18 protein-coding genes are annotated in these 23,245 nt (G+C 36.6%); 16 read left to right on the plus strand and 2 right to left on the minus strand.

The genetic code is table 11. The features are described 5' to 3' along the window. The first annotated feature begins 38 nt into the window (after positions 1–38). The 3 genes from BLR86_RS17240 to BLR86_RS17250 all read left to right on the plus strand — a co-directional run bounded on the left by BLR86_RS17240 (position 39) and on the right by BLR86_RS17250 (position 3,724). The gene (locus tag BLR86_RS17240) at positions 39–1,148 is read left to right on the plus strand and encodes a glycoside hydrolase family 88 protein (protein WP_090764088.1); all 1,110 of its coding nucleotides are present in this window, start codon (positions 39–41) and stop codon (positions 1,146–1,148) included. 174 nt (positions 1,149–1,322) lie between these two features. Next, the gene (locus BLR86_RS17245) at positions 1,323–1,988 is read left to right on the plus strand and encodes a YesL family protein (protein WP_090764091.1); all 666 of its coding nucleotides are present in this window, start codon (positions 1,323–1,325) and stop codon (positions 1,986–1,988) included. 38 nt (positions 1,989–2,026) lie between these two features. Then, a complete protein-coding gene (locus BLR86_RS17250) occupies positions 2,027–3,724 on the plus strand; it encodes a sensor histidine kinase (protein WP_090764094.1) in 1,698 nt (565 codons plus the stop codon). Here BLR86_RS17250 and BLR86_RS17255 read toward each other — a convergent pair. Beyond that, a complete protein-coding gene (locus BLR86_RS17255) occupies positions 3,719–5,320 on the minus strand; it encodes a response regulator transcription factor (protein WP_090764097.1) in 1,602 nt (533 codons plus the stop codon). The two genes, BLR86_RS17250 and BLR86_RS17255, sit on opposite strands and share 6 nt — an antisense overlap. Before the next feature lie 197 nt (positions 5,321–5,517). Between BLR86_RS17255 and BLR86_RS17260 the strand changes: the two genes are divergently transcribed. From BLR86_RS17260 to BLR86_RS17285, 6 genes are all read left to right on the plus strand, one after another. Further along, positions 5,518–6,465 carry a carbohydrate ABC transporter permease gene (locus BLR86_RS17260; protein WP_254782361.1) on the plus strand — a complete coding sequence of 316 codons (948 nt, stop codon included), beginning with the start codon at positions 5,518–5,520 and terminating at the stop codon, positions 6,463–6,465. 17 nt (positions 6,466–6,482) lie between these two features. After that, positions 6,483–7,331 (plus strand): carbohydrate ABC transporter permease, encoded by an 849-nt coding sequence (locus tag BLR86_RS17265; RefSeq protein ID WP_090764102.1) that lies wholly within the window; start codon positions 6,483–6,485, stop codon positions 7,329–7,331. Positions 7,332–7,450: 119 nt separating this feature from the next. Further along, positions 7,451–8,800, plus strand: coding sequence for an ABC transporter substrate-binding protein (locus BLR86_RS17270; RefSeq protein WP_175492937.1), 1,350 nt, complete (start codon positions 7,451–7,453; stop codon positions 8,798–8,800). A gap of 82 nt (positions 8,801–8,882) precedes the next feature. Continuing rightward, positions 8,883–10,631 carry a beta-glucuronidase gene (uidA, locus tag BLR86_RS17275; protein ID WP_090764109.1) on the plus strand — a complete coding sequence of 583 codons (1,749 nt, stop codon included), beginning with the start codon at positions 8,883–8,885 and terminating at the stop codon, positions 10,629–10,631. 247 nt (positions 10,632–10,878) lie between these two features. Further along, positions 10,879–11,844 (plus strand): quinone oxidoreductase family protein, encoded by a 966-nt coding sequence (locus BLR86_RS17280; protein ID WP_090764112.1) that lies wholly within the window; start codon positions 10,879–10,881, stop codon positions 11,842–11,844. Positions 11,845–11,943: 99 nt separating this feature from the next. After that, on the plus strand, positions 11,944–13,140 hold the full coding sequence (locus BLR86_RS17285) for a nucleoside transporter C-terminal domain-containing protein (protein WP_090764115.1): 1,197 nt from the start codon (positions 11,944–11,946) through the stop codon (positions 13,138–13,140). Between the two features lie 101 nt (positions 13,141–13,241). Here BLR86_RS17285 and BLR86_RS17290 read toward each other — a convergent pair whose 3' ends face one another. Further along, complete coding sequence (locus BLR86_RS17290; protein WP_090764118.1) at positions 13,242–16,325, minus strand: efflux RND transporter permease subunit; 3,084 nt, start codon at positions 16,323–16,325, stop codon at positions 13,242–13,244. Positions 16,326–16,420: 95 nt separating this feature from the next. Here BLR86_RS17290 and BLR86_RS17295 point away from each other — a divergent pair, with 95 nt between their 5' ends. The 7 genes from BLR86_RS17295 to BLR86_RS17325 all read left to right on the plus strand — a co-directional run bounded on the left by BLR86_RS17295 (position 16,421) and on the right by BLR86_RS17325 (position 23,244). After that, the gene (locus BLR86_RS17295; protein ID WP_090764121.1) at positions 16,421–17,257 is read left to right on the plus strand and encodes a TetR/AcrR family transcriptional regulator; all 837 of its coding nucleotides are present in this window, start codon (positions 16,421–16,423) and stop codon (positions 17,255–17,257) included. A gap of 19 nt (positions 17,258–17,276) precedes the next feature. Continuing rightward, positions 17,277–17,546, plus strand: coding sequence for an iron-sulfur cluster biosynthesis (locus BLR86_RS17300; protein WP_090764126.1), 270 nt, complete (start codon positions 17,277–17,279; stop codon positions 17,544–17,546). A 183-nt stretch (positions 17,547–17,729) separates the two neighbouring features. After that, on the plus strand, positions 17,730–18,503 hold the full coding sequence (locus tag BLR86_RS17305) for an IclR family transcriptional regulator (RefSeq protein WP_090764129.1): 774 nt from the start codon (positions 17,730–17,732) through the stop codon (positions 18,501–18,503). Between the two features lie 57 nt (positions 18,504–18,560). Next, entirely contained in the window at positions 18,561–19,448 is an 888-nt protein-coding gene (locus tag BLR86_RS17310; RefSeq protein ID WP_090764131.1) for an acetaldehyde dehydrogenase (acetylating), read from the plus strand. Between the two features lie 22 nt (positions 19,449–19,470). Then, the gene (gene dmpG, locus BLR86_RS17315) at positions 19,471–20,481 is read left to right on the plus strand and encodes a 4-hydroxy-2-oxovalerate aldolase (protein WP_090764132.1); all 1,011 of its coding nucleotides are present in this window, start codon (positions 19,471–19,473) and stop codon (positions 20,479–20,481) included. Positions 20,482–20,560: 79 nt separating this feature from the next. Continuing rightward, positions 20,561–21,652, plus strand: coding sequence for an iron-containing alcohol dehydrogenase family protein (locus tag BLR86_RS17320; RefSeq protein WP_090764135.1), 1,092 nt, complete (start codon positions 20,561–20,563; stop codon positions 21,650–21,652). Positions 21,653–21,834: 182 nt separating this feature from the next. Next, positions 21,835–23,244, plus strand: a complete 1,410-nt coding sequence (locus tag BLR86_RS17325; RefSeq protein ID WP_090764138.1) for a GntP family permease — start codon at positions 21,835–21,837, stop codon at positions 23,242–23,244. The last annotated feature ends 1 nt before the right edge of the window (position 23,245 follow it).

Here is a 23,245-nt window from a genome sequence, read left to right on the forward strand (position 1 = left end):
ATGATTATAGTGAATAAGTATAGGACGGAGGAAAAAAAGTGGCTGAATTTTTTGTGCTTGAGACCAAGAGGTTAATAGAAGAAAAGATAACCGAGAATATAAAAACAATCCAAGATCAATTACCCCATGTTGCTGGAAATGACGGCATTTATGATAACACCAAGCCAGATTGGTGGACCTCGGGTTTTTGGCCAGGTATTTTATGGACACTCTATGACCTAACTGGTAACGAGCACTATAAAAACACAGGTGAAGTTTGCAATAAAAAAATAGAGCGTTATTTTATGGATAATCAAGAAAAATTTGATCATGATACAGGATTTCAATTTTTATTAACTTCTGTATTCAAATATGAGATTACTGGAGATGAAGAAAGTAAGCGTTTAGGATTACAAGCTGGAAACTTCTTAGCTGGGAGATTTAATCCTAAAGGGAATTTTATTAAATCATGGGACCGTGCACCAGGCTGGGTAATTGTTGATTGTATGATGAATTTATCATTATTGTTTTGGGCGAGCCGTATTTCAGGAGATCCTCGCTATAAACATATAGCGACTCTGCATGCAGATACATTCCTTAAATATGGGATTCGTGAAGATGGGTCAACCTGTCATATTCTTTCATTTGACGCAGAATCAGGGGATTTTATTGAAGCAATTGGCGGTCAAGGGTTTGGACCTGACTCATCTTGGAGCAGAGGAAATAGTTGGGCAATTTATGGATTTGCAAATATGTATAGGTTTACTGGAGATGAAAAATACTTAGATGCAGCAAAGAAAATAGCCCATCAATTTATTGCCTCCTTACCAGATGACTTTGTTCCATATTGGGATCATCGAGTAGAGTCAGTAGAAAATGAACCAAGGGATAGCTCTGCGGCAGCTATTGCCTCATCAGGATTATTAGAAATTGCCAATCATGTTACTAAAAATGAGCAGCGGCTATATAGAGGGAATGCCATGAGGATATTGCAATCGCTCTCGGAAAATTATGCAACCTGGGACAATCAAAACCACCAAGGGATATTACTAGAAGGTACTGGCCATAAACCAAAAGGGAACTTTGTCAACGTCTCGTTAATTTATGGAGATTATTTTTTCATTGAAGCGATTGCGAAGCTAAATGGTTGGAACAGAAATATATTTTAATATTACCATAACACGGTAGAGTGCCATTCCTGGCACTCTTTTCATTTGTGTGCACTATTTTTACTTCGACGGTAAAAATAGTGCATACGCAAAATAGGGTATAAAAGTTTATACTTGTAGGAATAGATGTAATCAAGCTGGGTGTCCGCTTGGCATGAAAGGAGCAATTTGATAATGGAACCGCAAGGGGTATTAGGAGGATTTTATCGGCTAAGTGAATGGATCATGAGACTCGCGTATGTAAATCTATTATGGATCTCCTTCACTTTACTAGGTGGAATACTATTCGGGATTATGCCTGCAACGATTGCTTCGTTTGCAATCATCCGCAAATGGGTGATGGATAAGGAAGAAGACTACCCAATATTTAAAACATTCTGGGAAAGTTATCAGAAAGATTTTATGAACGCTAATCTTTTAGGTGTCTTTTTATTCATAGCAGGAGGAATCCTTTATCTATATAACGCTTACCTAAACGTATTGCCAAACAATTTGTCAAACATCTTTCAAATCATCTTTTACAGCGTAGTTTTAACTTTTGGGTTTGTAATCATTTTTATCTTCCCAGTATTTGTTCATTACAATGGATCCTTGAAACAATATTTTATCAATTCCATTGTTATTGCTTTGTCATTTCCACACTATGCCATTCTTATGCTGTTTATCATCAGCGTTTCAATTATTGTTTTTCAATTCGCCCCTATTTTGGCATTATTCTTTGGAGTAAGCATAAATGTGTTTTTATTAATGAAAATATCATTTAATGCATTTACTAAAATAGCATTAAAACAGAATCAGAAACTAGAATGTGACGACAAATCTGAACAGATTTCAGTATAATTAGAAGGTAGATTTCATATTCATCACGAGAAGAGGTGTTGGACATTAAACTTAAATATTTTTTATCCTTTTATCAGAGAATCCAACTCTCACTACTATTCCTGGTTATACTTCCATTTACAATAAGTTCGATTATTACTTACTTTTTCATTAAAAATGAAGTAACTGAGAGAATTACAACGTCTAACCAGCAAATCGTTAATATTATCGCCAGCGACTTAACGGATACGATTGATGATATTACTTTTTCAACTATAGTATTAGCAAGAGATACTGCTATTAAAGACAAGCTAGATCGATTAAAAGAGTCGAATAAAATTCGTACCTTTCAGGAATATGATTATCTTCTCCAAGTGAAAGAGTTACTAGGCCTTTTAGAAACAAAAATGGCCGGTGCTCAATCAAAACTTTATTTTGTAAATCCACGCGAATATATTATCCATGCATCGCAAACTGGCATGGTCGATCAAATTAATAGCGAGTGGGATGTTATCAAAGATCGATTAGATTTACATAATACAAGTACAATCCAGTCGCTAGGTGTCATTCAACGTGATGATATTTCTGAGAACGATTACTTTTTTGGCAGAGTTATTCGACATAACGTGAGCAATGAATATTTAGGTACCGTTGTTATTCGGATTCCCCATTCATACTTTAAAAGCATTTTTAAAAGCTTAGAAATGGGCCGTTTGATTCTTTCAGATCAAAACGGAGAGGAAATAGCTGTATTTCAAACGGAAAGTTTTAGTGAAAAAAATATTATTAGAGTCGAAAAAACAATTAGTCGCGCAAATTGGGGGCTAACCTCTGAAATCTCACAGAATGAAATTACTGGATCGATTACAAAGGTATTCTTTCTCTTTTTTATTATGATTGTGATATTCGTAGTGGTATTTTTTCTACTCTCGATTTATATGTCAAAGAGCTTAGTTAAGCCATTAAAATCATTTGAAAAAATCATAAAAGAGTTTGTACGCGGTGACCATTCTGTTCGATTTCATGTCAAAGGTAAGGATGAAATTGCGATGATTGGGACTGCCTTTAATAAGATGTTAGATCAAATTAAAGATCTCATTCTTAAAATTGAGCAAGAGCAAGAAGAGAAGAAGGTACTAGAACTTCAATCTTTATCAGCACAAATCCATCCGCATTTCCTTATGAATACGCTAAATTCAATAAAATGCAACCTTAGTATCTCGGGAGATCCATTTCATAGCAAAAAAATTGATTCCCTAATAAGTTTATTAAGATCCTATATGCGTGTAAATATCCCAAATACGCTCGCCCAAGAATTTCTGTTAATTAATGCTTATTTAGATATTATGAATATGCGAAATGGGACGGATACGATAGCGAAGGTAGAAGTGGAAGATGGGATAGAGGATTTCGAAATACCTAGATTGCTCATCCAGCCTATCATTGAAAATTGTATTATTCATGGATTTGTTGACCGCGAACCGAATGCAATCATAACGATATCTGCCTTTACGTGTGAGGGTGAAATTCAAATTCATATTGCTGATAACGGAAAAGGGATGTCTATGGAGAAATGTCAAAATCTCAATCTGCTTTTTTCAGAAATGAGTGATGAAATCATTTCCGCTTATGACAGAGTAGGGCTAATCAATATCGCTCGGCGTTTGAAGTTGACGTATGGTAAAAATGCCAATCTAGAAGCAAAAATGAATGAAAAAAAGGGAACGACATTTATTATGCACATTCCCAGGTCATAGCTGCTTTTGTTTTTCAGTGGTTCGTTTATATTCGCCAGGACTCAAACCCGTATACTTTTTGAAAATCTTTGAAAAGTAGGTGCGATCGGAATATCCGAGGCCATAAGCTATATTTTCAATTGATTCATATCTTTCTGTAAGCATGGTGATCGCTAAACGAATTTTAAAACGGTGAACATAATCTGTGAAGTTTTCACCTGTTAACTGTTTAAAGTATCTGGAAAAATAACTAGGATTTAAATGAAGATGATTGGCCATTATGATAGAGGTAATGTTTTCGGACAAATGCTCTATGATATATTGGTCAATCTCTTTTATTTTTGGATTCCTGATTGTATGTTTATATTTAGTATTTTCCATGTCCTCAAGGCTCGCATGAATTTTAAGATTAAGTAAATGAATCATGTCTTCAATGGATATAGAATTTTTAAAACACATCTCAAAATTCGAAAAAGAAGAATTGCTGGAATTGAAAATGTGATTTAGAATTTGAAGACATTTTTCTTTTAACTGAAAAGGCTCTAATTGAAGTGTTCTCGCTGTTTCCTCTAAATAGTTTAGTGACATGCCAACCTCATCATGATTGGCATATTGAATGGAATCATTTAATCCTTTCATAAATGGGTCAAGCAGAGAGTCTTCGACTAAATTAAAAGCTGTTTTTTTCGAATGAACTTCTTGAAAAGAATGATCATTGCTCGTATAAAATAAATTGGATTTCAACTTATTTAGTTTATTTATACTGCTGCCTAATGAAGATTTATCGCAAATATTATTATGGAAAAAGCGTACATCAAGCTGTAAAATGTCCTTTACTTTTAGTTGAATACTCGTTAGGAACTGTTCTACCACTTCAAAGCTTTTAGTTGAAATACTTTTCTTGAAGTTATAAATAATAACCAGGTTTAAATGTTTATCTTGCAAAATAGTAAAATCATGATTTCCCTTTGCAAGGTCATCCGCAATGCAGAACAATTCACCATGGATTTCAGGGCTATCATTGTCTACTAGTCTATGTGAACAAGATGAATAATCAATAAAAGAGGAACAAACAATGAAATCATTGTGTTTCCAGTTAATTCCTAAACTCCAGCTGAAATCAAGTATTTTTTCATTAAACTCTATGTCTGTTAAATTTTTGAGAAATGATTGTTTTAAAATGTCTTTGTTATGATGGATCGTTTCTTGATATTTTAATGCTTCTTGAAAGTCTGTTGATTCTTTAAGGTAATTGATAGATTTGATAACGCTTTCTTTCAGTTGTTCCAAAGTAAGCTCATCTTTAATTAAATAATCATCGACATCTAACTGGATTGCTCGTTTCGCATAATAAAAATCCTCATGGCAGGTTAAGAGAATGACCCTTGAGGCTGGATTCATTTCTTTGAAACGAACTGCAAGTTCTAAACCATCAATTTGCGGGATTCCAATGTCGGTAATGACTAAATCTGGTTGATACTCATCAAATAGTGTTAACGCTTTCACGCTCGAGAAAGTGGAAGCCACAATCTCAACACCCAAATCTCCCCAGTCCATTATGTTTTCCAAGTATTTAAGCATCGGCACATCATCATCAACGAGCATCACCTTGTACATCCTAAACCTCCTCAAATAATTAGTTTATTAAACATATTATAATCGCTTTTTTTGAAATTGAAAGATTGTTTTGAAAAAAATGTGCAATATTTTTACCCTTGATTTAAAAAACAAGTAAAAATAATCGGCAGAAAGTAGACGTGAAAACTCCTATAATAAACTAGAAAATGAATTACATAGAAAAGGAGGACAACATAGTGGAAGTAAATTATCAAAGTAAAAAGGAAGTCACCAGTCTATCTCCGAACAGAAAAAGACCATTTTGGAGTGAAAAACGGAAAGAAAGTGCTGCTGGAATACTTTTTGTTCTTCCAGAGTTTTTAGGAATTTGCCTCATGGGAGTTTTCCCTCTGGGTTTCACCTTATTTCTAGCATTCACAGAATGGAATTTTATAGGTGGTATGGATACCATAAAATTTATCGGGTTTGATAACTTTATTAGATTAGCAAATGACGATAATTTTCTTTTAGCGTTAAAAAACAACCTATTATACACGATATTTACTGTACCGGTGGGAATGGTGCTGGCTTTAATTCTAGCAGTCGTCATTCATTCGAAAGCGTATGCGAAAGATTTCTTTAAAGTAGCATTTTTCATCCCATATATCTCTACACAAGTAGCTGTAGCTGCAATTTTTGCAGCATTATTTCATCCATCTTTAGGACCAATTAATCAATTCTTACTGAATATCGGAATTTCAGATCCTCCAAAATGGTTAGGAAGCACTGACAGTGTAATGGCCGCCATTATCATTGTAGGTATCTGGCATACAGTAGGATATATTGTCATCATTTATATTTCCGGTTTAAGTACGATTTCGGAAGAAGTATATGAGGCAGCAGAAATTGATGGCGCGAATTTTTTCCAAAAGTTCATAAGAATAACCGTACCACTATTAGCTCCAACCACATTCTTTTTAGCGATTACATTAATGATTTCTTCGTTTAAAGTATTTGATCTTGTTGCGTTCTTAACGAACGGTGGACCAAATCATGCATCGAATGTTCTTGTTTACTACATTTATGAAGAAGGATTTAAAAACTTTAGGATGGGTTATGCCTCTGCGATTTCTTGGGTTCTATTTACCATTGTAGCTGTGCTGACCATTATTATGTGGAGAATCCAAAATAGAAAAGCAGATTAATAGAGGAGGTAGATTTTATGTACAATTTGAAGGAGGACCTTAAGAAAAATCCCTCCAAACTCATTGTAACGATCATATTGGGGATCATATCCATTGCATTTCTTATACCGCTAATTTGGATGCTTTCAACATCTGCAAAATTTGAAAGCGATGTCATGGTATTTCCGATTGAGTGGATACCAACAAGATGGAATTTTGTTGAGAATTTTAAAGCTGTTTGGATGAGCAAGGTTCCGTTTACAACCTTTTATTTTAATTCTATTAAATTAGCAACCATTACAACGCTAGTGACAATCATTGTTTCATCTATGGCGGCGTATTCATTCTCAAAGCTTAGGTTTCCAGGAAAGAGTGTACTATTTGGCCTGTTAATGGCATTCTTAATGATCCCAGAGCAAGCAACTTTAGTCCCTCGCTATATTATGATTAAATGGTTTGGTTTGTTTAACACGCATGAAGGTCTAATTCTAATGGCGATGTTTTCTATTTACTTCACTTTCCTTATGCGCCAATACATGGTTGGAATTAGTGACGAATACATTGAAGCAGCAAAAATTGATGGCGCTGGGTATTTTAAAATCTATTGGAAAATTATGCTTCCCTTATGCCGTCCGATTTTAGCAACGGTTGGGATTATTAAATTCATTTGGGTTTGGAATGATTATCAAAACCCACTTATTTTCCTTTACGATGAAAAGCTTTATCCGATTACATTGGGGATGCAATATTTTAAAACTGAATACAGTGAAAACTACGCAGTAATGATGATGGCTGCATTATCAGCAATCCTGCCACTCATCATTGTATTCATCATCCTACAACGGAATGTAATTGCCGGTATTTCATTAGGTGGAGTAAAAGGTTAAGTAAAAAAAGTACACACATCTAAAAAAATCTTACACATTGTTTTCTAAAAATCTAAGCTATGATAAAAAGGCGTCCAAGTATTTTAAAAATTAGAAAAGATGAAAGGGGTTTCAATTCTATGAAAAGAAATAATCGTTTTTTACTTATGCTTTCTGTTCTATTTCTTCTACTTTTAACGGCATGTTCTGGATCTAAAGAAAGTGCAAGCAAGGAAAAGCCAGAGGGAAAAAAGGCAGAGGAAGAAGAAGTAGTAGAAATTAAGTATTTCAACTGGGATGCTGATCAAACTGCTATTACTAAAATTATTGCGGATTTTGAAGCAAAGAATCCAAATATTAAAGTTAAATCTGAGGTTCTTATTCCTGGTGGTAGTGCAGTAGATAATATGACGCGTATGGACGTATTAATGTCTGCAGGAGAACAAGTAGACGTTGTTTCAATTCCTAACGTGGACCAAGCAGTACTACGAGCTGCAAACGGTATGTTTGAGCCATTAGATGATTATTTTAAGAAAGATAAACTCGATATTAAAGAAGAGTACTTAATCAATGCAGCTTATGATGGTAAGGTATATGCGCTGCCACACTTAACAAACTACTGGTATATCTTATTGAATAAAGATCATTTAGACGAAGCTGGTTTATCTGTACCTGAAGTTGGCTGGACATGGGATGATTTCAAGGAATATGCAACAAAGCTAGCAAAAGGTGAAGGGAAAAATAAGCGATACGGCGTATACTTCCATACTTGGGGTGAATACGCGAACCCAATGCTGTTTGCAGAAAAAGAACACCCATATATGGTTGATGAAAAGAAATCTATTTTTGATGATAAATCATTTGACTACTGGTTTGAATTACGTAGGAACATGGAAAAATCCGGTGCTATTAAACCTTTCTCTGATGTAATCGGAGCAGAATTAAACTATAGAACAGAATTCTTTAACGAACAAGCTAGTATGTTAATGACTGCAAGCTGGACGGTTGCCGATGTTGGAAATGTTGAAAAGTATCCACATGAATTCAAAACGGCTTTTGCTCCAATGCCAAGAATGAGTAAGGATTCACCAATTGGTTCTACAAATATAGCAGGTGAGTTCTCAGCGGTTTCTAAGAATTCTAAGCACAAAGAAGCATCATACAAGTTCTTGAAGTATGTAACAGGGGAAGGCTCACAAGTAAGAGGTTTATCTTCTTGGAAAGATGCTGATGGCGAAGCAACGATCAATAAAATGGTTGCTGGAAAAGAAAATTATTACGATGTAGATTCACTATTACACACATTATTTAATGATGAAGTTAAAGGTGCTTATAAATCTGATCTTGCTATTTCTTATGGTAACGAACTTAAGAAGAATGTATTGGAAGCTGGATTTACTAAATTCATGCTCGACGGTGTTTCTGTTAAGGAAGCTAAGGAATACATGGTAGGAGAAGCGAATAAGATCATTGAGTTAAATAAAAAATAATCCTCGAAAAAAAGTAACTGACTCAGATGCTCTTGGGTCAGTTGCTTTTATTTAAAGATTAGGTAAATACAGGAGGAACCGGATGATGTTATATCCACAGACAAATCAGATAAGAAGTGAAATTTCCCTCGATGGTTTTTGGAAATTTGCAAAAGATGAAGACAACCAGGGAGAAACCATGGGATTCCAATACTCTATTCCGAGTGATCGGGAAATTGCTGTACCAGCCAGCTGGAATGAGCAACATCAGGATTTGGTTCACTTTTTTCACACAGGCTGGTATGAGAAGGAAGTAATCATTCCCCATCTCTATAAAAATCATCAAATCATGTTAAGGGTAGGCGGTGCTAACTATTATTCTCGTGTATGGTTTAATGGTAACTTAGTAGGGGAACATGAAGGCGGGCACCTTCCTTTTAGTTTCGATATCACTGATTTCATAGATTGGGATGTTCCTAATAAGGTTATTATTTCCGTTGATGTAAGAATCAAACCCGATAGTCTTCCAGCTGGGGAAGTGGAAAGCGAACATATTATTCAAAAAAATGGATTTAAAGGGCAGTTTCCAAGAAACTACTATGACTTTTTCCCGTACGGGGGAATTAATCGTCCTGTTAGCTTAGTCGTACTGCCAAAAACGCATATAGAGGATGTTACGGTTGTTACAGATATTATCGATGATTCTGTCGGAATGGTTGATTTTAACGTTACCTTAAATCAACCATTTACAGGTTCGGTCTCCGTCATGATTGAGAATAAGGTTGAGGAGTTTTTTCTAAACAACCAATTATCGCTGAATGGTAGATTAACCATTAAAGATGCGAAGTTTTGGTCTATGGATAATCCTCACTTGTACCCGTTAACGATCGCCTTATCACAGAATGGTGAGAAGATTGATCAATATACGTTAAAGATAGGTATTCGTACGATTGCGTTTGATGGAGATAAGCTGCTATTAAATGGAGAGCCTATTTTTTTACGTGGAGTTGGGCTTCATGAAGATTTCGCTGTCTTAGGAAAAGGCATGCACCCAGCTATTATTGTGAAAGATTTGAATTTATTAGATTGGTTAGGCGGCAACTCGTTACGTACCTCCCATTATCCTTATAGCGATGAATTTTTAAATTATGCTGATGAAAATGGGATTTTAGTGATTGGAGAAACGCCATTTGTAGGTTTTGTTGAAAGTCATTATAACAGTACAATGGAAGAAAAAGCACATCGAGTCATAAGCGAAATGATCCAGCGTGATAAAAACCATCCAAGTATCATAGCATGGAGTTTAGCAAATGAGGGAAATACGTTTGTTCCAAAAGCAGATGGATTTTATAAGTCTCTATATGATCATGCTAAAAGCTTAGATCAAAGCCGTCCAATTACCATTGTTAATTGTTTAGATGTGGAAGGGGATGTTGCTCTCAAACATTTTGATTTTGTTTGTATTAATCGTTATTACGGATGGTATACACAACCTGGATTGCTTGATGAGGCATGTGAAATATTAAATAACCAACTGGACTTGTGTCATGAGCTGTTTGGAAAACCAGTTATGGTTACAGAGTTTGGTGCAGACGCGGTGGCTGGAATGCATATGGATCCGCCAGAGTTATTTTCTGAAGAGTATCAGGCTGAAATGATTACTAGACAATATCAAATCATTCGGTCAAAGTCGTATACAATTGGTGCTCATATTTGGGTGCTTTCCGATTTTAAAACAAGTCAAAATGCCAAACGTGTAATCTTAAATCGCAAAGGTTTATTTACAAGAGAACGGCAACCAAAATTAGCCGCTCACGAAATAAAAAAAGTTTGGAAGCTGGAAGAAAAGTAGCTTGAATTCCTAAAAAAATGCAGTGTTCCCAATGGGCAGCACTGCATTTTTATTCGACATCTATTTTATTGGTTTCAGGGTTTAAAGCCTTATTTAAATGGATTTTGACCCGTCTTAATCAAACGTTTGATAATCAGAAATATTGTCAGTAGTTGTCGTCTTAACCATGTTGAAAATCGAGTTTTTTGTATCTGATCTAAAAAAACTATACAATGTAAAATATATTTTAAATGCGAGGAGTAGAAGAATGAAAGCACTTATCTTTGAAAAATTCGGTGGACCCGAAGTATTAAAATATATAGATATCCCTAATCCAGTCATTAGTGAAAATGAAATATTGGTAAGGATGAGAGCGATAGGACTAAATTTCGCAGATATATACAGGCGAAAAGGGAATTACCATCTGGCCGGTCAACCACCTTACATATTGGGGTATGAGGGTGCAGGTGTTGTGGAAGAAGTCGGAACTGGCATTACAAATATAAAAGTTGGCGATCGAATTGCCTTTGCAGATGTGCCATTTGCTAATGCTGAGCTAGTTTCAGTTCCTGTAGATAAGGCCATTCCAGTACCAGATACTATTTCTTTCGAGACCGCTTCATCTGTCTTACTGCAAGGTTTAACTGCACACTACTTAACAAAAGATAGCTTTGAAGTAAAAGCTGGGCAAACTATCCTAGTTCATGCTGCCGCAGGCGGAGTGGGCCAAATTCTTATTCAAATTGCAAAATTAAAAGGCGCACAAGTAATTGGTCTTACATCTTCGGTAGATAAGTCAAAAGCAGCCTATTCAGTAGGAGCCGATCAAGTATTTTTATACAATGATAACTGGGTTGAAGAAATAAAGAATATATCAAATGGTAATGGTGTAGATGTTGTTTATGATTCAGTGGGTTCTACTCTCCAGAAAAGCTTTGAAGCTACTAGAGTTGGAGGGACTGTTGTTTTTTATGGCATGGCAGGGGGTGACCCCGCTCCGGTCGATCCTCGGATGCTTATGGATACTTCGAAAACGCTCACTGGCGGGGACCTATGGAATGTTCTTACTTCGTTAGAGGAAAGAAAAGCACGTTCAAATCAATTGTTTGATTGGATCCAGGAAGGAAAAATCAACGTCCAAGAACCAGCTGTTTTTTCTTTAAAGGATGGTTCTGACGCACATGCTTTACTTGAAAGTCGCAAAAGCACAGGTAAAATTTTATTAAAACCTTAAAATGTTTATAAAGCTCTTACTATCATTTTTTCCCTTTTGTTGGGAATAATGATAGTTAAGGGCTTTTTTAATTGAATGTCACATCTAGGAGTTGCTTTAATGTATTTTATAATTAATCTAATAGGCTTTTTTGTTGTGATGGGTGTGGTATTTTTATGTTCACCCAAAAAGAAAGACGTTAAATTGAAAGCGATTGTCTCGCTTGTTGTAGTTGAATTGCTGATTACCTGGTTTATGTTGGGAACAAATATTGGCAGCTGGCTGATTAATCAAATTGCGGCATTCTTTACATGGTTAATTGCCTGTGCGAGTGAAGGGATTGCGTTTGTATTTCCAAGTGTCATGGCAAATGAGACAATAGACTTTTTCTTCAGTGCCCTGCTGCCGATTATTTTTATTGTGACGTTTTTTGATATTTTATCTTATTTTGGTATTTTGACATGGATTATTGATAAAGTGGGTTGGCTTATTTCCAAGGTATCAAAAATGCCCAAATTAGAAAGCTTTTTCTCCATTCAAATGATGTTCTTAGGAAACACGGAAGCATTAGCTGTAATTCGTAATCAACTGTCTGTTCTAAAGGATTACCGGTTACTAACCTTTGGTATTATGAGTATGAGTAGTATTAGCGGCTCGATTATAGGTGCGTATTTATCAATGGTTCCAGCTACTTACGTTTTTAGCGCCATTCCTTTGAATTGTTTAAATGCTCTTATTGTTGTCAGCATCTTAAATCCAATCACAGTGCCGAAAGAGGAAGATATCATTTATGAACCTCCAAAATCGGAGAAAAAGGACTTCTTCTCAACCATTTCAAACAGTATGTTAGTCGGAATGAATATGGTAATCGTTATTTTAGCGATGGTTATTGGATACGTAGCGTTAACGGCTGCGCTTAATGGAATATTAGGGGTTATTATCAATGGGCTAACGATCCAAAAAATCTTCTCGTATATCTTTAGTCCATTTGCTTTTTTACTAGGATTACCAGTAAAAGATGCTCTTTATGTAGCTCAGTTAATGGGAATAAAATTAGCAACGAATGAATTTGTTGCCATGATGGACCTGAAAAATCAATTGGATACACTGGCGCCTCATACGGTAGCGGTTGCAACGACATTTTTAACATCATTTGCTAATTTTAGTACGGTGGGGATGATTTATGGAACATTTAATTCAGTTCTAGGAGAGGGGAAATCTGCAATTATCGGTAAGAACGTATGGAAGCTTCTTGTCAGCGGAATTGCTGTTTCATTGTTAAGTGCGATGATTGTTGGATTGTTTGTCTGGAATTAATAAACTTTTTTCGGATTGCAATTTTTTATTTTGAGCCGGTGAACAACATCACCACAAAATAAAAAACCTGAAAGTGACTTATCACTTTCAGGTTTTTTAGATTAGTCTTCTACAATATCTTTACGACTTTTCTTGAATATTTTTGATAACACTTCATAAACAATTGGGACAATAATTAATGTTAATAACGTTGAACTTGTTAAACCGCCGATTACGGTAATACCAAGACCCTTCGAGATCAAACCGCCGCCGCCTTGGCCGATTGCAAGTGGAATTAACGCACCAATGGTTGCGATGGCTGTCATTAGAATCGGACGAAGGCGCGTTGCACCTGCTTCTAGTACTGCTTCACGCATCGTCATACCATCACGTTCCATATGAATAATCCGGTCAACGAGTACAATCGCATTCGTTACAACGATACCAATTAACATCAATAACCCCATCATGACAGATACAGAAATCGTTTCACCGCCGATTAATAAACCAACAAATGAACCAATTACCGCAAATGGTAACGAGAATAGGATTGAAAACGGTGCGACACCCTCACGGAAGGTTACAACAAGGATAAAGTACACAATCGCGATCGCACCAAGCATTGCCATACCAAGTTGTGTAAATGTCTCAGTCATATCTGCCTGTACACCGGCAACGCCGATGGTAACGCCTTTTGGTAAATCTAATTTATCAATTTCTTTATCTACTTTAGCTGTAGCTTTTGAAATATCCTTATCAAGGATGGTTCCTGAAACCGTTGCATAGTATTCACCTTTACTACGTGCAAGTTTATTCAGCGTTGTACCTTTCTCAACTGTTACAAGTTCAGAAAGAGGCATTGTCGTACCAAATGCTGTCGGTACTTGTGTTGCTAAAATATCGTCAATTGATTTTGGCTGCGCTGCTTGTTCTTGCTGAACGATTACTTCTAATTCGTTACCGTCCTTTTTAACTGTGGTTAATACATCTTGAGTTTTTGTAGGGTTTAACATCATAACGATTTGACCGGTTGTTAAACCATACTGCAGCAATTCATCTTGTTCTACTTTGAAAGTATACTCAACGTATGCTTCCTCTGCACTTGAAGAAACATCTTCTAAGCCGTCATTTTTACTCAAAACGCCTTCTACCATTTTTACAGCTTCATTTAGTTTATCTAAATCTTCACTGTAAAATGTGTAGCTGACCTCATTTGTTGACATCGACATAGCGGAGAAGTTTTGAGTTTTCCACTCGCCTGTTTGTCCAATATTGAATACATACTCTTCAATTTCTTTACGAGCTTCTGGGAAGTTCTTCATTTCTGGGTCAAAGATGAGGTACATTAATGCACCGCTGCCTCCACCGCCCATCATCGCTGCCCTTGGATCCCCACTCTCTGTTACAGAGATCTGAACGATATCGATATCATCACGTTTTAGCATTTCTTCTTCTACTGCTTGAACGTTCTCTAATGTTTCATCCTTTAGCTCGCCAGCTTTTGGTGTGTATGTTAAGTACATTACCTTTTCTTCTTCACTGCCCATAAAGCTAAAACCGATTAATGGTGTTAACGCTAAACTGCCGACTAATAAAACAACCGCAATAACGGAAGTAATAACTTTATGGTTTAGTGTCCATCCAAGGATACCTTTGTACCAGTTCGCCAATTTGCCAGCTTCTTTATGACTGCTTTCAGTTTTTTCACCATATAACTTTTTCTTAAATAAGAAGTGAGATAATGCAGGCACAATTGTAATGGCAACAACCAATGAAGCGCCAAGAGCAAATGTCATGGTCAATGCGAATGGCATGAATAGCTCACCAACCATACCGCCAACGAAGATAAGAGGTGCAAATACTGCAACCGTTACTAATGTTGATGACATGATTGGTTTGAACATTTCAATGGTCGCTTCACGGACAAGTGCACGGCCTGATAATTTCTCTTCTTTTAAATGCAGACGTCGATAAATATTTTCAACTACTACGATTGAGTCATCGATTACACGACCGATGGCAACTGTAATAGCACCAAGCGTCATGATATTGAGCGTAATCTCCATCCAGTTAAGCAGCAATAATGCCATGAAAATGGAAACTGGAATAGATATGATTGAAATAATAGTTGATTTAAAGTCACGAAGGAATAAAAGAATGATGAGTACGGCAATTAAACCACCAAATAATGCTTTTTCAATCATCGTTTTAACTGATTCCTCAATTGGAGCACCTTGGTCGAGAGATACATCGATAACAAGACCCTCTATATTTGCCTTTTCATCCTTGATTAAATCCTTCACACTGTTAACAACATCTACAGTGTTTGCTTGTTGTCCTTTGACAATTTGAATGGCAATTGCATCTTCACCATTCGTACGGGAAATTGATTGTACTCTGCCAACTACTTCAATTTTAGCAATGTCGCTAAGCTTCACAAATGGTGAAGGTTGTGTTGCGGATGGTGTTACAGGAATAAGCATTTCCTTTAATTCATCGGCTGTCATGAACTTGCCATCGATTGCTACGGCTTGTTCGCCTTCTTCAAATTCGTAAAGACCCAATGAAACAGCTAAGTCACTTGCTTGTATCATTTGCTTTACAGTATCTTCTTTTAAGCCGAATTCAGCCATTTTGGCATCGTTATACGTAAGCTGTACTTCTTCAATATGTTGACCTGTAATAGTTGCAGAGGCAACACCATTAATTTTCTCGATTTTTGGAAGGATAATCTCCTCAACGGTTGATGTTAATTCAACAATATCCTCTGTTGTACTACTAACACTAAGGGCCATAACTGGCATCATGTTCATGCTAATGGCTGTAATAATTGGTTTTTGTGCGTTTTCTGGCAGCTTCACGGCCTCTAATGCAGATTTTAAGGCGCGATTTGCCTCGTCCATATCTTCACCGTATTCATATTCCACTTGAAGACTTGCCATATTAGCATTTGAATTGGAATAAACGGATTTTACACCCTTGAGGTTTTCGATCGCTTTCTCTAAAGGTTTTGAGACATCTTCCATTACTTGCTCTGGAGTTGCCCCGGGATATACGTCCATTACCATTAAGTATGGAATTGAAATATCCGGAATTGTCTCCATATTCATTTTAGTACCTGAATAAATACCAGATACCGTAATGATGATTGTCAGTAACCATACTGCAAGTTTGTTTCCTAGAACAAAGTTTACTAAACCTTTCACAATTACACCTACCCTTAATTGACTTATCTAACTCAAGTATTTATAATACTGACTAGCCGGTCAATTGTCAATGATTGTACTTAGGAGCGATATAAATGATAAAAAAACAATTAATTATGGAAAAAGCGATTGAGCTTTTTGCAAAACAGGGTTTTGAAGCCACATCCGTCCAACAAATAACAGAACAATGCGGCATATCCAAAGGTGCTTTTTATTTATCTTTTAAGTCAAAGGATGAATTGATTTTTGCCCTAATTGACCACTTTATGATTCAATTCACCACCGATATTGACTATTTAGTCAGAAATGCCGATAATCATCAAAATCCTCTTTATAAATTTTATTTAGAGATATTTAGCTCTTTTCAAAAGCATTCTGATTTTGGGAAAATTCTTATCAAGGAGCAATCGCGATCATTCAAACAAGATTTCATTTTGAAAATGCGTTTCTACGACAGATTAATGGAAAAAACGATTCTTTCGATGGTGGAGCGGTTGTTTGGAGAAAATGAGATAAAAGAGATAAAATATGACTTAGTATTTTGTATCAAAGGCTTTATAAGTATGTATTCACAGTTGTTTTTATTCTATAACGTACCATTAGATTTGGACTTGTTGTCACAATCGTTAGTGGAGAAAACAAATCTAATTGCAAGTAATTCTACAGTACCCTTTATTACAAAAGAGCATATCCAGATGTTTGAAAACCCACTGGATGAAGTTGTAACGAAGGAACGAATTCTTGAAATGATTGAACAAGAATTAATGGAAATGGATGATTCTATTGAACAAGAATCATTACTACTGTTAAAACAAGAATTACTTGAACCAGCTTTACCAAGGGCGATTATAAAGGGATTAATAGAAAATATTCGAAATCATCCTCAAACTAGATGGATTTCTTATCTCATGCGTATTTTCTATAAGATGTAGATATTAAGGAGGGTAACAAGTGTTTGTCCTAACAGAAGCTGCAGAAACAGAAATAAAAAATAGGCTGGCACAATTAGATTCAGCTAAGCTTATCCGATTACAAATGCGTAAAAGTTGTTTTATGAAAGTGAAGCTAACTCTAGAAGCAGTGATACAGTCAAATGATCGTACAATCGTGAAGGATGATTTAACTTTTATCATCGACAATGGTGAATGTCATTACTTCAGGGATAAAAAGTTAGATTTTATACCGGACCAAACAGGTTTTAAACAATTTGAAGTTTTGTAAGTTGTTTATAGATTAAAAGAGCCCAAATTCACATAAAGGAATTGGGTTCTTTTTTTTTTATTAAATTATGTCAAAATAATGAACTTAAACTAATTGACATAAAATAAAATGCGAGTTAGTATAAACGTATCGATAGAAATTTACGAACGCCATTCGACAATGACGAACGAGAGAAGGATGATAATGTCTGAACGTTTAATTCAATCGATTGAAAGGGCAGCCGATGTCCTGGAATTATTTTTAAGTACGAGTCCAGAACTAAGTGTCAAAGAGATTAGTCAAAACCTAAATTTATCTAAAAGCACCGTTCATGGAATCATTAAGACTCTTGAACATAGAGGGTTTTTACAGCAAAATCCAGATGACTTAAAGTATAGGCTGGGGATTAAACTCTTCACTCTGGGTAATTTTGTGGCGAAACATCTCGATATTGGAAAAATAGCTAGACCAATCATCAGAGAACTAGTGGATGAGTTAAATGAAACCGTTCACTTAGTCACCTTGCAGCGCGACGAAGTTATTTATATTGAAAAAGTAGAAGGTCCGCGAGCACTTACCATATACTCCCATACAGGAAAAAGGGCTCCAGTGCATTGTACAGGTGTCGGCAAGGCAATTCTTGCTCACTTAAGTGAAAAAGAAGCTGACAGGCTGTTATCATCTTCAAGTTTAGAAGCCTTCACAGAGTACACGGTGACAGATATTGATGAAATTAAAAAACAGTTGGTTTCTATTCGTGAGACTGGTTATGCTGTCGATGATGAAGAAATCGAGCTGGGACTTAAATGTATAGCCGCTCCGATTTTCAATCATAAAGGAAATGTAATCGCTTCAATTAGTTGTGCCGCACCTAAAATGAGACTCGATGAAGAGAAGCTTCCAATCGTGATAGCTGGTATCCAAAGGGCAGCATATGAAATTTCAAAAGCTTTTGGATACAAGGATGAATTCATCTAAAAGTAGCAAAAATGTAAACTCACATAAAAAATATGAATATCTAGGAGGAGAATTATTTTGTCAAAAATAAAAGTTGCCGTTCTTGGCTCAGGGAACATTGGTACAGATTTAATGATTAAACTAGGTCGCTCTGAATTGCTAGAGTTAACCGCTGTAATTGGGATTGACCCGCAATCTGACGGATTACGTCGTGCGAGAGAAATGGGTTATGCAGGGGTAGACACTGGAATTGACGGTTTTCTAGCAGATCCAACATTAGAAGCTGATATTGTATTTGACGCAACTTCAGCAAAAGCTCATTTATATAATGCAAAGGTATTAAAAGAAGCAGGGATTAAAGTAATCGATATGACTCCTGCTGCGGTTGGTCCATATGTATGTGCTGCAGTAAACATTGACGAGCATTTAGAGAAGGATAATATTAATTTAATTACCTGTGGCGGGCAAGCGACCATTCCAATGGTTCATGCTGTAAACCGTGTAAGCCCAGTAGAATACGCTGAAATCGTTGCAACCATTTCAAGTAAAAGTGCGGGCCCAGGAACGCGTGCGAATATTGATGAATTTACTGAAACAACATCCCGTGCAATTGAAGTAGTCGGCGGCGCTAAAAAAGGGAAAGCAATCATGATTTTAAACCCTGCTGAACCGCCAATCATGATGCGTGATACTGTTTATACGCTTGTGGAAGAAGGAAAAATGGACGAAGAGGGTATCAGAAAATCGATAGCTGAAATGACAGACGTCGTTCAATCCTATGTTCCGGGTTATCAGCTTCGTACGGAACCCATTTTTGAAGGAAATAAAGTAACCATCTTCATTCAAGTCGAAGGTGCGGGAGATTACCTGCCTAAATATTCAGGAAATCTTGATATTATGACAGCTGCTGGTGTAAAGATTGCAGAAGAGTTTGCTAAAAATCTATTAAAGAAAGAAACCGTTTAAGCGGTAGAAAGGGGTAAATAACATGACAAATGAAAGAGATATTCTAATCACCGAGGTAGCATTACGAGATGGAAGCCATGCGGTCTCTCATCAATTTACCGTGGATCAAGTACTTAAAGTAGCAAAAGCCTTGAATGATGCAAATGTTCCATATTTTGAAGTATCACACGGAGATGGTTTAGCAGGATCTTCCTTACAATATGGTCTTTCACGTACAAACGAAATGGAATTAATTGAAGCAGCCGTGTCTGTTGCAGATAAATCTAAAGTGGCTGTGCTTTTATTACCGGGTATCGGTACGCTACATGATTTAAAAGAAGCAGCTAATTTAGGAGCAAAAATGGCACGTATTGCAACCCATGTTACGGAAGCAGACGTGGCACCGCAGCATATTGCTTATGCGAAGGAATTGGGAATGGAAACAGTAGGATTCCTAATGATGAATCATATGGCACCAGTTGATAAATTAGTTGAACAAGCAAAATTAATGGAAAGCTATGGAGCCGATACGGTATATGTAGTAGATTCAGCTGGTTACTTGCTTCCAGGTCAAGTTCGTGAAAGAATTCGTGCCCTTAAACAATCAGTAGGTGTTAACATTGGTTTCCATGCTCATAACAATTTATCTCTAGCAATGGCAAATACGCTTGTCGCGATTGAAGAAGGCGCTACCCGTATTGATGGCAGTGTGCGCTGCTTAGGAGCAGGTGCTGGTAATACCCAAACAGAAGTCCTTGTTGCAGTTTGTGAACGGATGGGAATCAAAACGGGCATAGATCTATATAAAATGATGGATTTAGCGGAAGACATCATTGCACCAATTTTACCGGTGCCGCAAGAAATTACGAAAGATAGTTTAACGCTTGGTTATGCGGGTGTTTACTCAAGCTTTGCATTGCATTCAAAACGTGCTGCTGAAAGATATGGTGTAGATTCACGCGATATTTTAATCGAATTAGGTAAACGTAAAGTAGTTGGCGGTCAAGAGGATATGATCGTGGAAGTAGCTGCAGAACTTGCTAAAAACAAGTAATAGCCTTTTTTGACCTAAAAATGGTTTTCTAAATCTTTTTTTAATAGAATGAATCACCTGTAAGTGAGGAGTGGAGAATTTGAAATCATTTTCTGTACATGGAGCACCGAGTGAGTATATTTTCAGTGAAGGCGTTTTAGAACAGCTACAATCAAAATTGATTGAAAGAGGTTTAAAAAAGGTACTTATCGTTCATGGTGTAAAATCATGGGAGGCTGCTAAACCATTTTGGCCAGAGCTGAACGATATCGAAGTTGAAGAATATGTCTATGGCGGGGAATGCTCTCTATCAGAAATAGACAAAGTGGCTAATCTTGTTGAGGAAAATTCATTTGATGGTGTGATCGCGGTAGGCGGGGGAAAGGTTCTTGATCTTGTTAAAGCTACATGTAATCAGACCCATCGCCAAGCGATCCTAGTTCCAACGCTTCCCTCAAATTGTTCGCCATGGGCAGCTGTAAGTGTTCTTTATGATGATGCAGGAACTTTTATTCGATACGACGTTTATCCAGTAAGTGCAAGCCTTGTATTGATCGAACCTAGAATTTTGATTGATGCACCTGTAAACATGCTCATTGCAGGTATTGGTGATACTCTTGCGAAATGGTATGAAGCAGATGTTCAGATGTCAGGGATCGATAACAAGCCTGTTCCTTTACAAATTTCCTATTTTGCTGCAAAGCAGTGCAAAGATCTGCTGCTCGAGCATTCGAAGGGTGCTATAAGTGCTTCAAAAGCTGGACAATTGAATGATGATTTCATGAAGGTAGTTGAGACGATCATTACGATGGCTGGTTTAGTTGGTGGATTTGGCGATTATTATGGTAGGGTTGCTGCGGCTCATTCTATTCATAACGGATTAACGATTTTAGAAGAAACACATCATGCCTTGCACGGAGAAAAAGTAGCCTATGGAATTCTTGTTCAGCTTGTACTTGAAGGAAAATGGGATGAAATTGGTCAGTTAATTCCGATTTACCGTGACTGGGGGCTTCCTATTTCTGTATCGGAAATTGGTGTGCAAAACCTTACTCAAGATATGATTGCAGCAGTAGCTCAAAAAGCTGTTATTCCTGAGGAATCCATCCATGTAATGCCAATGGAAATCACTGCAGAGAATGTGGCCTCTGCCATTACAGAACTTGAAAATAAAGTTGCGGTTTTAAATTAAAGATAATAGATTACTAGATTGGGGAATAGTGATGAAGGTGGGGATAGATTTTCTTGCCTTCATCCTAAATAGATTAAATAATCGGGGATTTTTCTATCATGTCTGAAAGCGCTTAAAGGTCCAACGCAAAATGCTCCTTTCCGTTTAAAAAGACATCCTAGAAATAAAGGGGAAAAAATATTATGGAATTAGTCATTATACTATTAGCACTCGGAATGTTGATGTTTATTGCATACCGAGGATTCACAGTTATCATTTTTGCACCTATTTGTGCGTTATTTGCTGTACTTTTAACAGAACCAGGATGGATTCTACCTTTTTACTCTAATGTATTTATGGGGAAAATGGTTGAATATATTCAGCTTTATTTTCCAATCTTCTTATTAGGAGCTATTTTTGGTAAAGTAGTAGAAATGTCAGGACTTGCTAAATCTATTGCTTCTACCATCGTTCAAGTCGTTGGTCAAAAAAGAGGAATGTTAGCCATTGTTTTACTTGCTGCTATCTTAACATATAGTGGAGTTAGCTTAGTGGTGGTATCGTTCGCAGTCTATCCATTTGCCGCACATCTTTTCAGACAATCAAATATTCCAAAGCGTTTAATTCCAGGTACGATTGCACTTGGTGCATTCACCTTTACAATGGATGCATTGCCTGGTTCACCACAAGTACAAAACGTAATTCCAACAAGCTTCTTTAAAACAGATCTTTATGCTGCACCTACGCTTGGGATTATCGGAGCCATTTTTATCTTCGTACTTGGAATGTGGTATTTAAATTCTCGTCGTATCAAAGCAGAAAAAGCTGGAGAAGGTTATGACAGCTTCGGTACAATTAAGGAAGACAATGAAGTAATCATGAATTTAGGGGAACAAGAAAGCATCGGCCGTAAGATTTTTGCTTTTGTTCCTGTTTTATTGGTAGCTGTTTTAAACAAAGTATTATCAACGATTATTCCAAAATGGTATCCAAATGGTTTTGACTTCGCAGCCATTGGAATGAATTTTCCAAGCATTGAAACGTCAAAGGTTATCGGAATCTGGTCGGTTGAAATCGCACTTTTAGTCGGTATTATCGCGACTATTCTGTATAATCGCAAACCAGTTTTGGTGAATTTCAAAGATGGAATGAGAATCGGAGTAGCAGGTGCGCTTCTTGCTATTATGAACTCAGCAACAGAATACGGATTTGGAGCTGTTATTTCAAATTTACCTGGTTTCTCTATTGCAAGAGATGGGATTGCCAAAGTATTTGGTCATCCACTACTAAATGGGGCTGTTACCACCAACATTCTTTCTGCAATCTCTGGTTCGGCGTCTGCTGGTATTGCCATCACTCTTGGGATGATGTCAGAAAAATATATTGAACTAGCAAATCAGTTCGATATTCCACTTGAAGTTATGCACCGTGTTATCTCGATGGCCTCTGGAGGTATGGATACATTGCCGCATAATGGAGCGGTTATTACCTTGCTAGCAATAACAGGTTTAACACATAAGCAATCATACCGTGACATTTTTGCTATTACGATCATTAAAACAATCGCAGCATTCTTTGTCATTGCAGTATATCTGTTAACAGGTATAGTTTAAG

The organism is Bacillus sp. OK048 (assembly GCF_900103525.1).
Classification (GTDB): domain Bacteria; phylum Bacillota; class Bacilli; order Bacillales; family Cytobacillaceae; genus Neobacillus.

Coding starts and splice junctions, on each gene's coding strand:
- BLR86_RS17245 (WP_090764091.1), top strand. CDS start 1,323: ATGGAACCGCAAGGGGTATTAGGAGGATTTTATCGGCTAAGTGAATGG.
- BLR86_RS17255 (WP_090764097.1), bottom strand. CDS start 5,320: ATGTACAAGGTGATGCTCGTTGATGATGATGTGCCGATGCTTAAATAC.
- BLR86_RS17265 (WP_090764102.1), top strand. CDS start 6,483: ATGTACAATTTGAAGGAGGACCTTAAGAAAAATCCCTCCAAACTCATT.
- BLR86_RS17270 (WP_175492937.1), top strand. CDS start 7,451: ATGAAAAGAAATAATCGTTTTTTACTTATGCTTTCTGTTCTATTTCTT.
- uidA (WP_090764109.1), top strand. CDS start 8,883: ATGATGTTATATCCACAGACAAATCAGATAAGAAGTGAAATTTCCCTC.
- BLR86_RS17280 (WP_090764112.1), top strand. CDS start 10,879: ATGAAAGCACTTATCTTTGAAAAATTCGGTGGACCCGAAGTATTAAAA.
- BLR86_RS17285 (WP_090764115.1), top strand. CDS start 11,944: ATGTATTTTATAATTAATCTAATAGGCTTTTTTGTTGTGATGGGTGTG.
- BLR86_RS17295 (WP_090764121.1), top strand. CDS start 16,421: ATGATAAAAAAACAATTAATTATGGAAAAAGCGATTGAGCTTTTTGCA.
- BLR86_RS17305 (WP_090764129.1), top strand. CDS start 17,730: ATGTCTGAACGTTTAATTCAATCGATTGAAAGGGCAGCCGATGTCCTG.
- dmpG (WP_090764132.1), top strand. CDS start 19,471: ATGACAAATGAAAGAGATATTCTAATCACCGAGGTAGCATTACGAGAT.
- BLR86_RS17325 (WP_090764138.1), top strand. CDS start 21,835: ATGGAATTAGTCATTATACTATTAGCACTCGGAATGTTGATGTTTATT.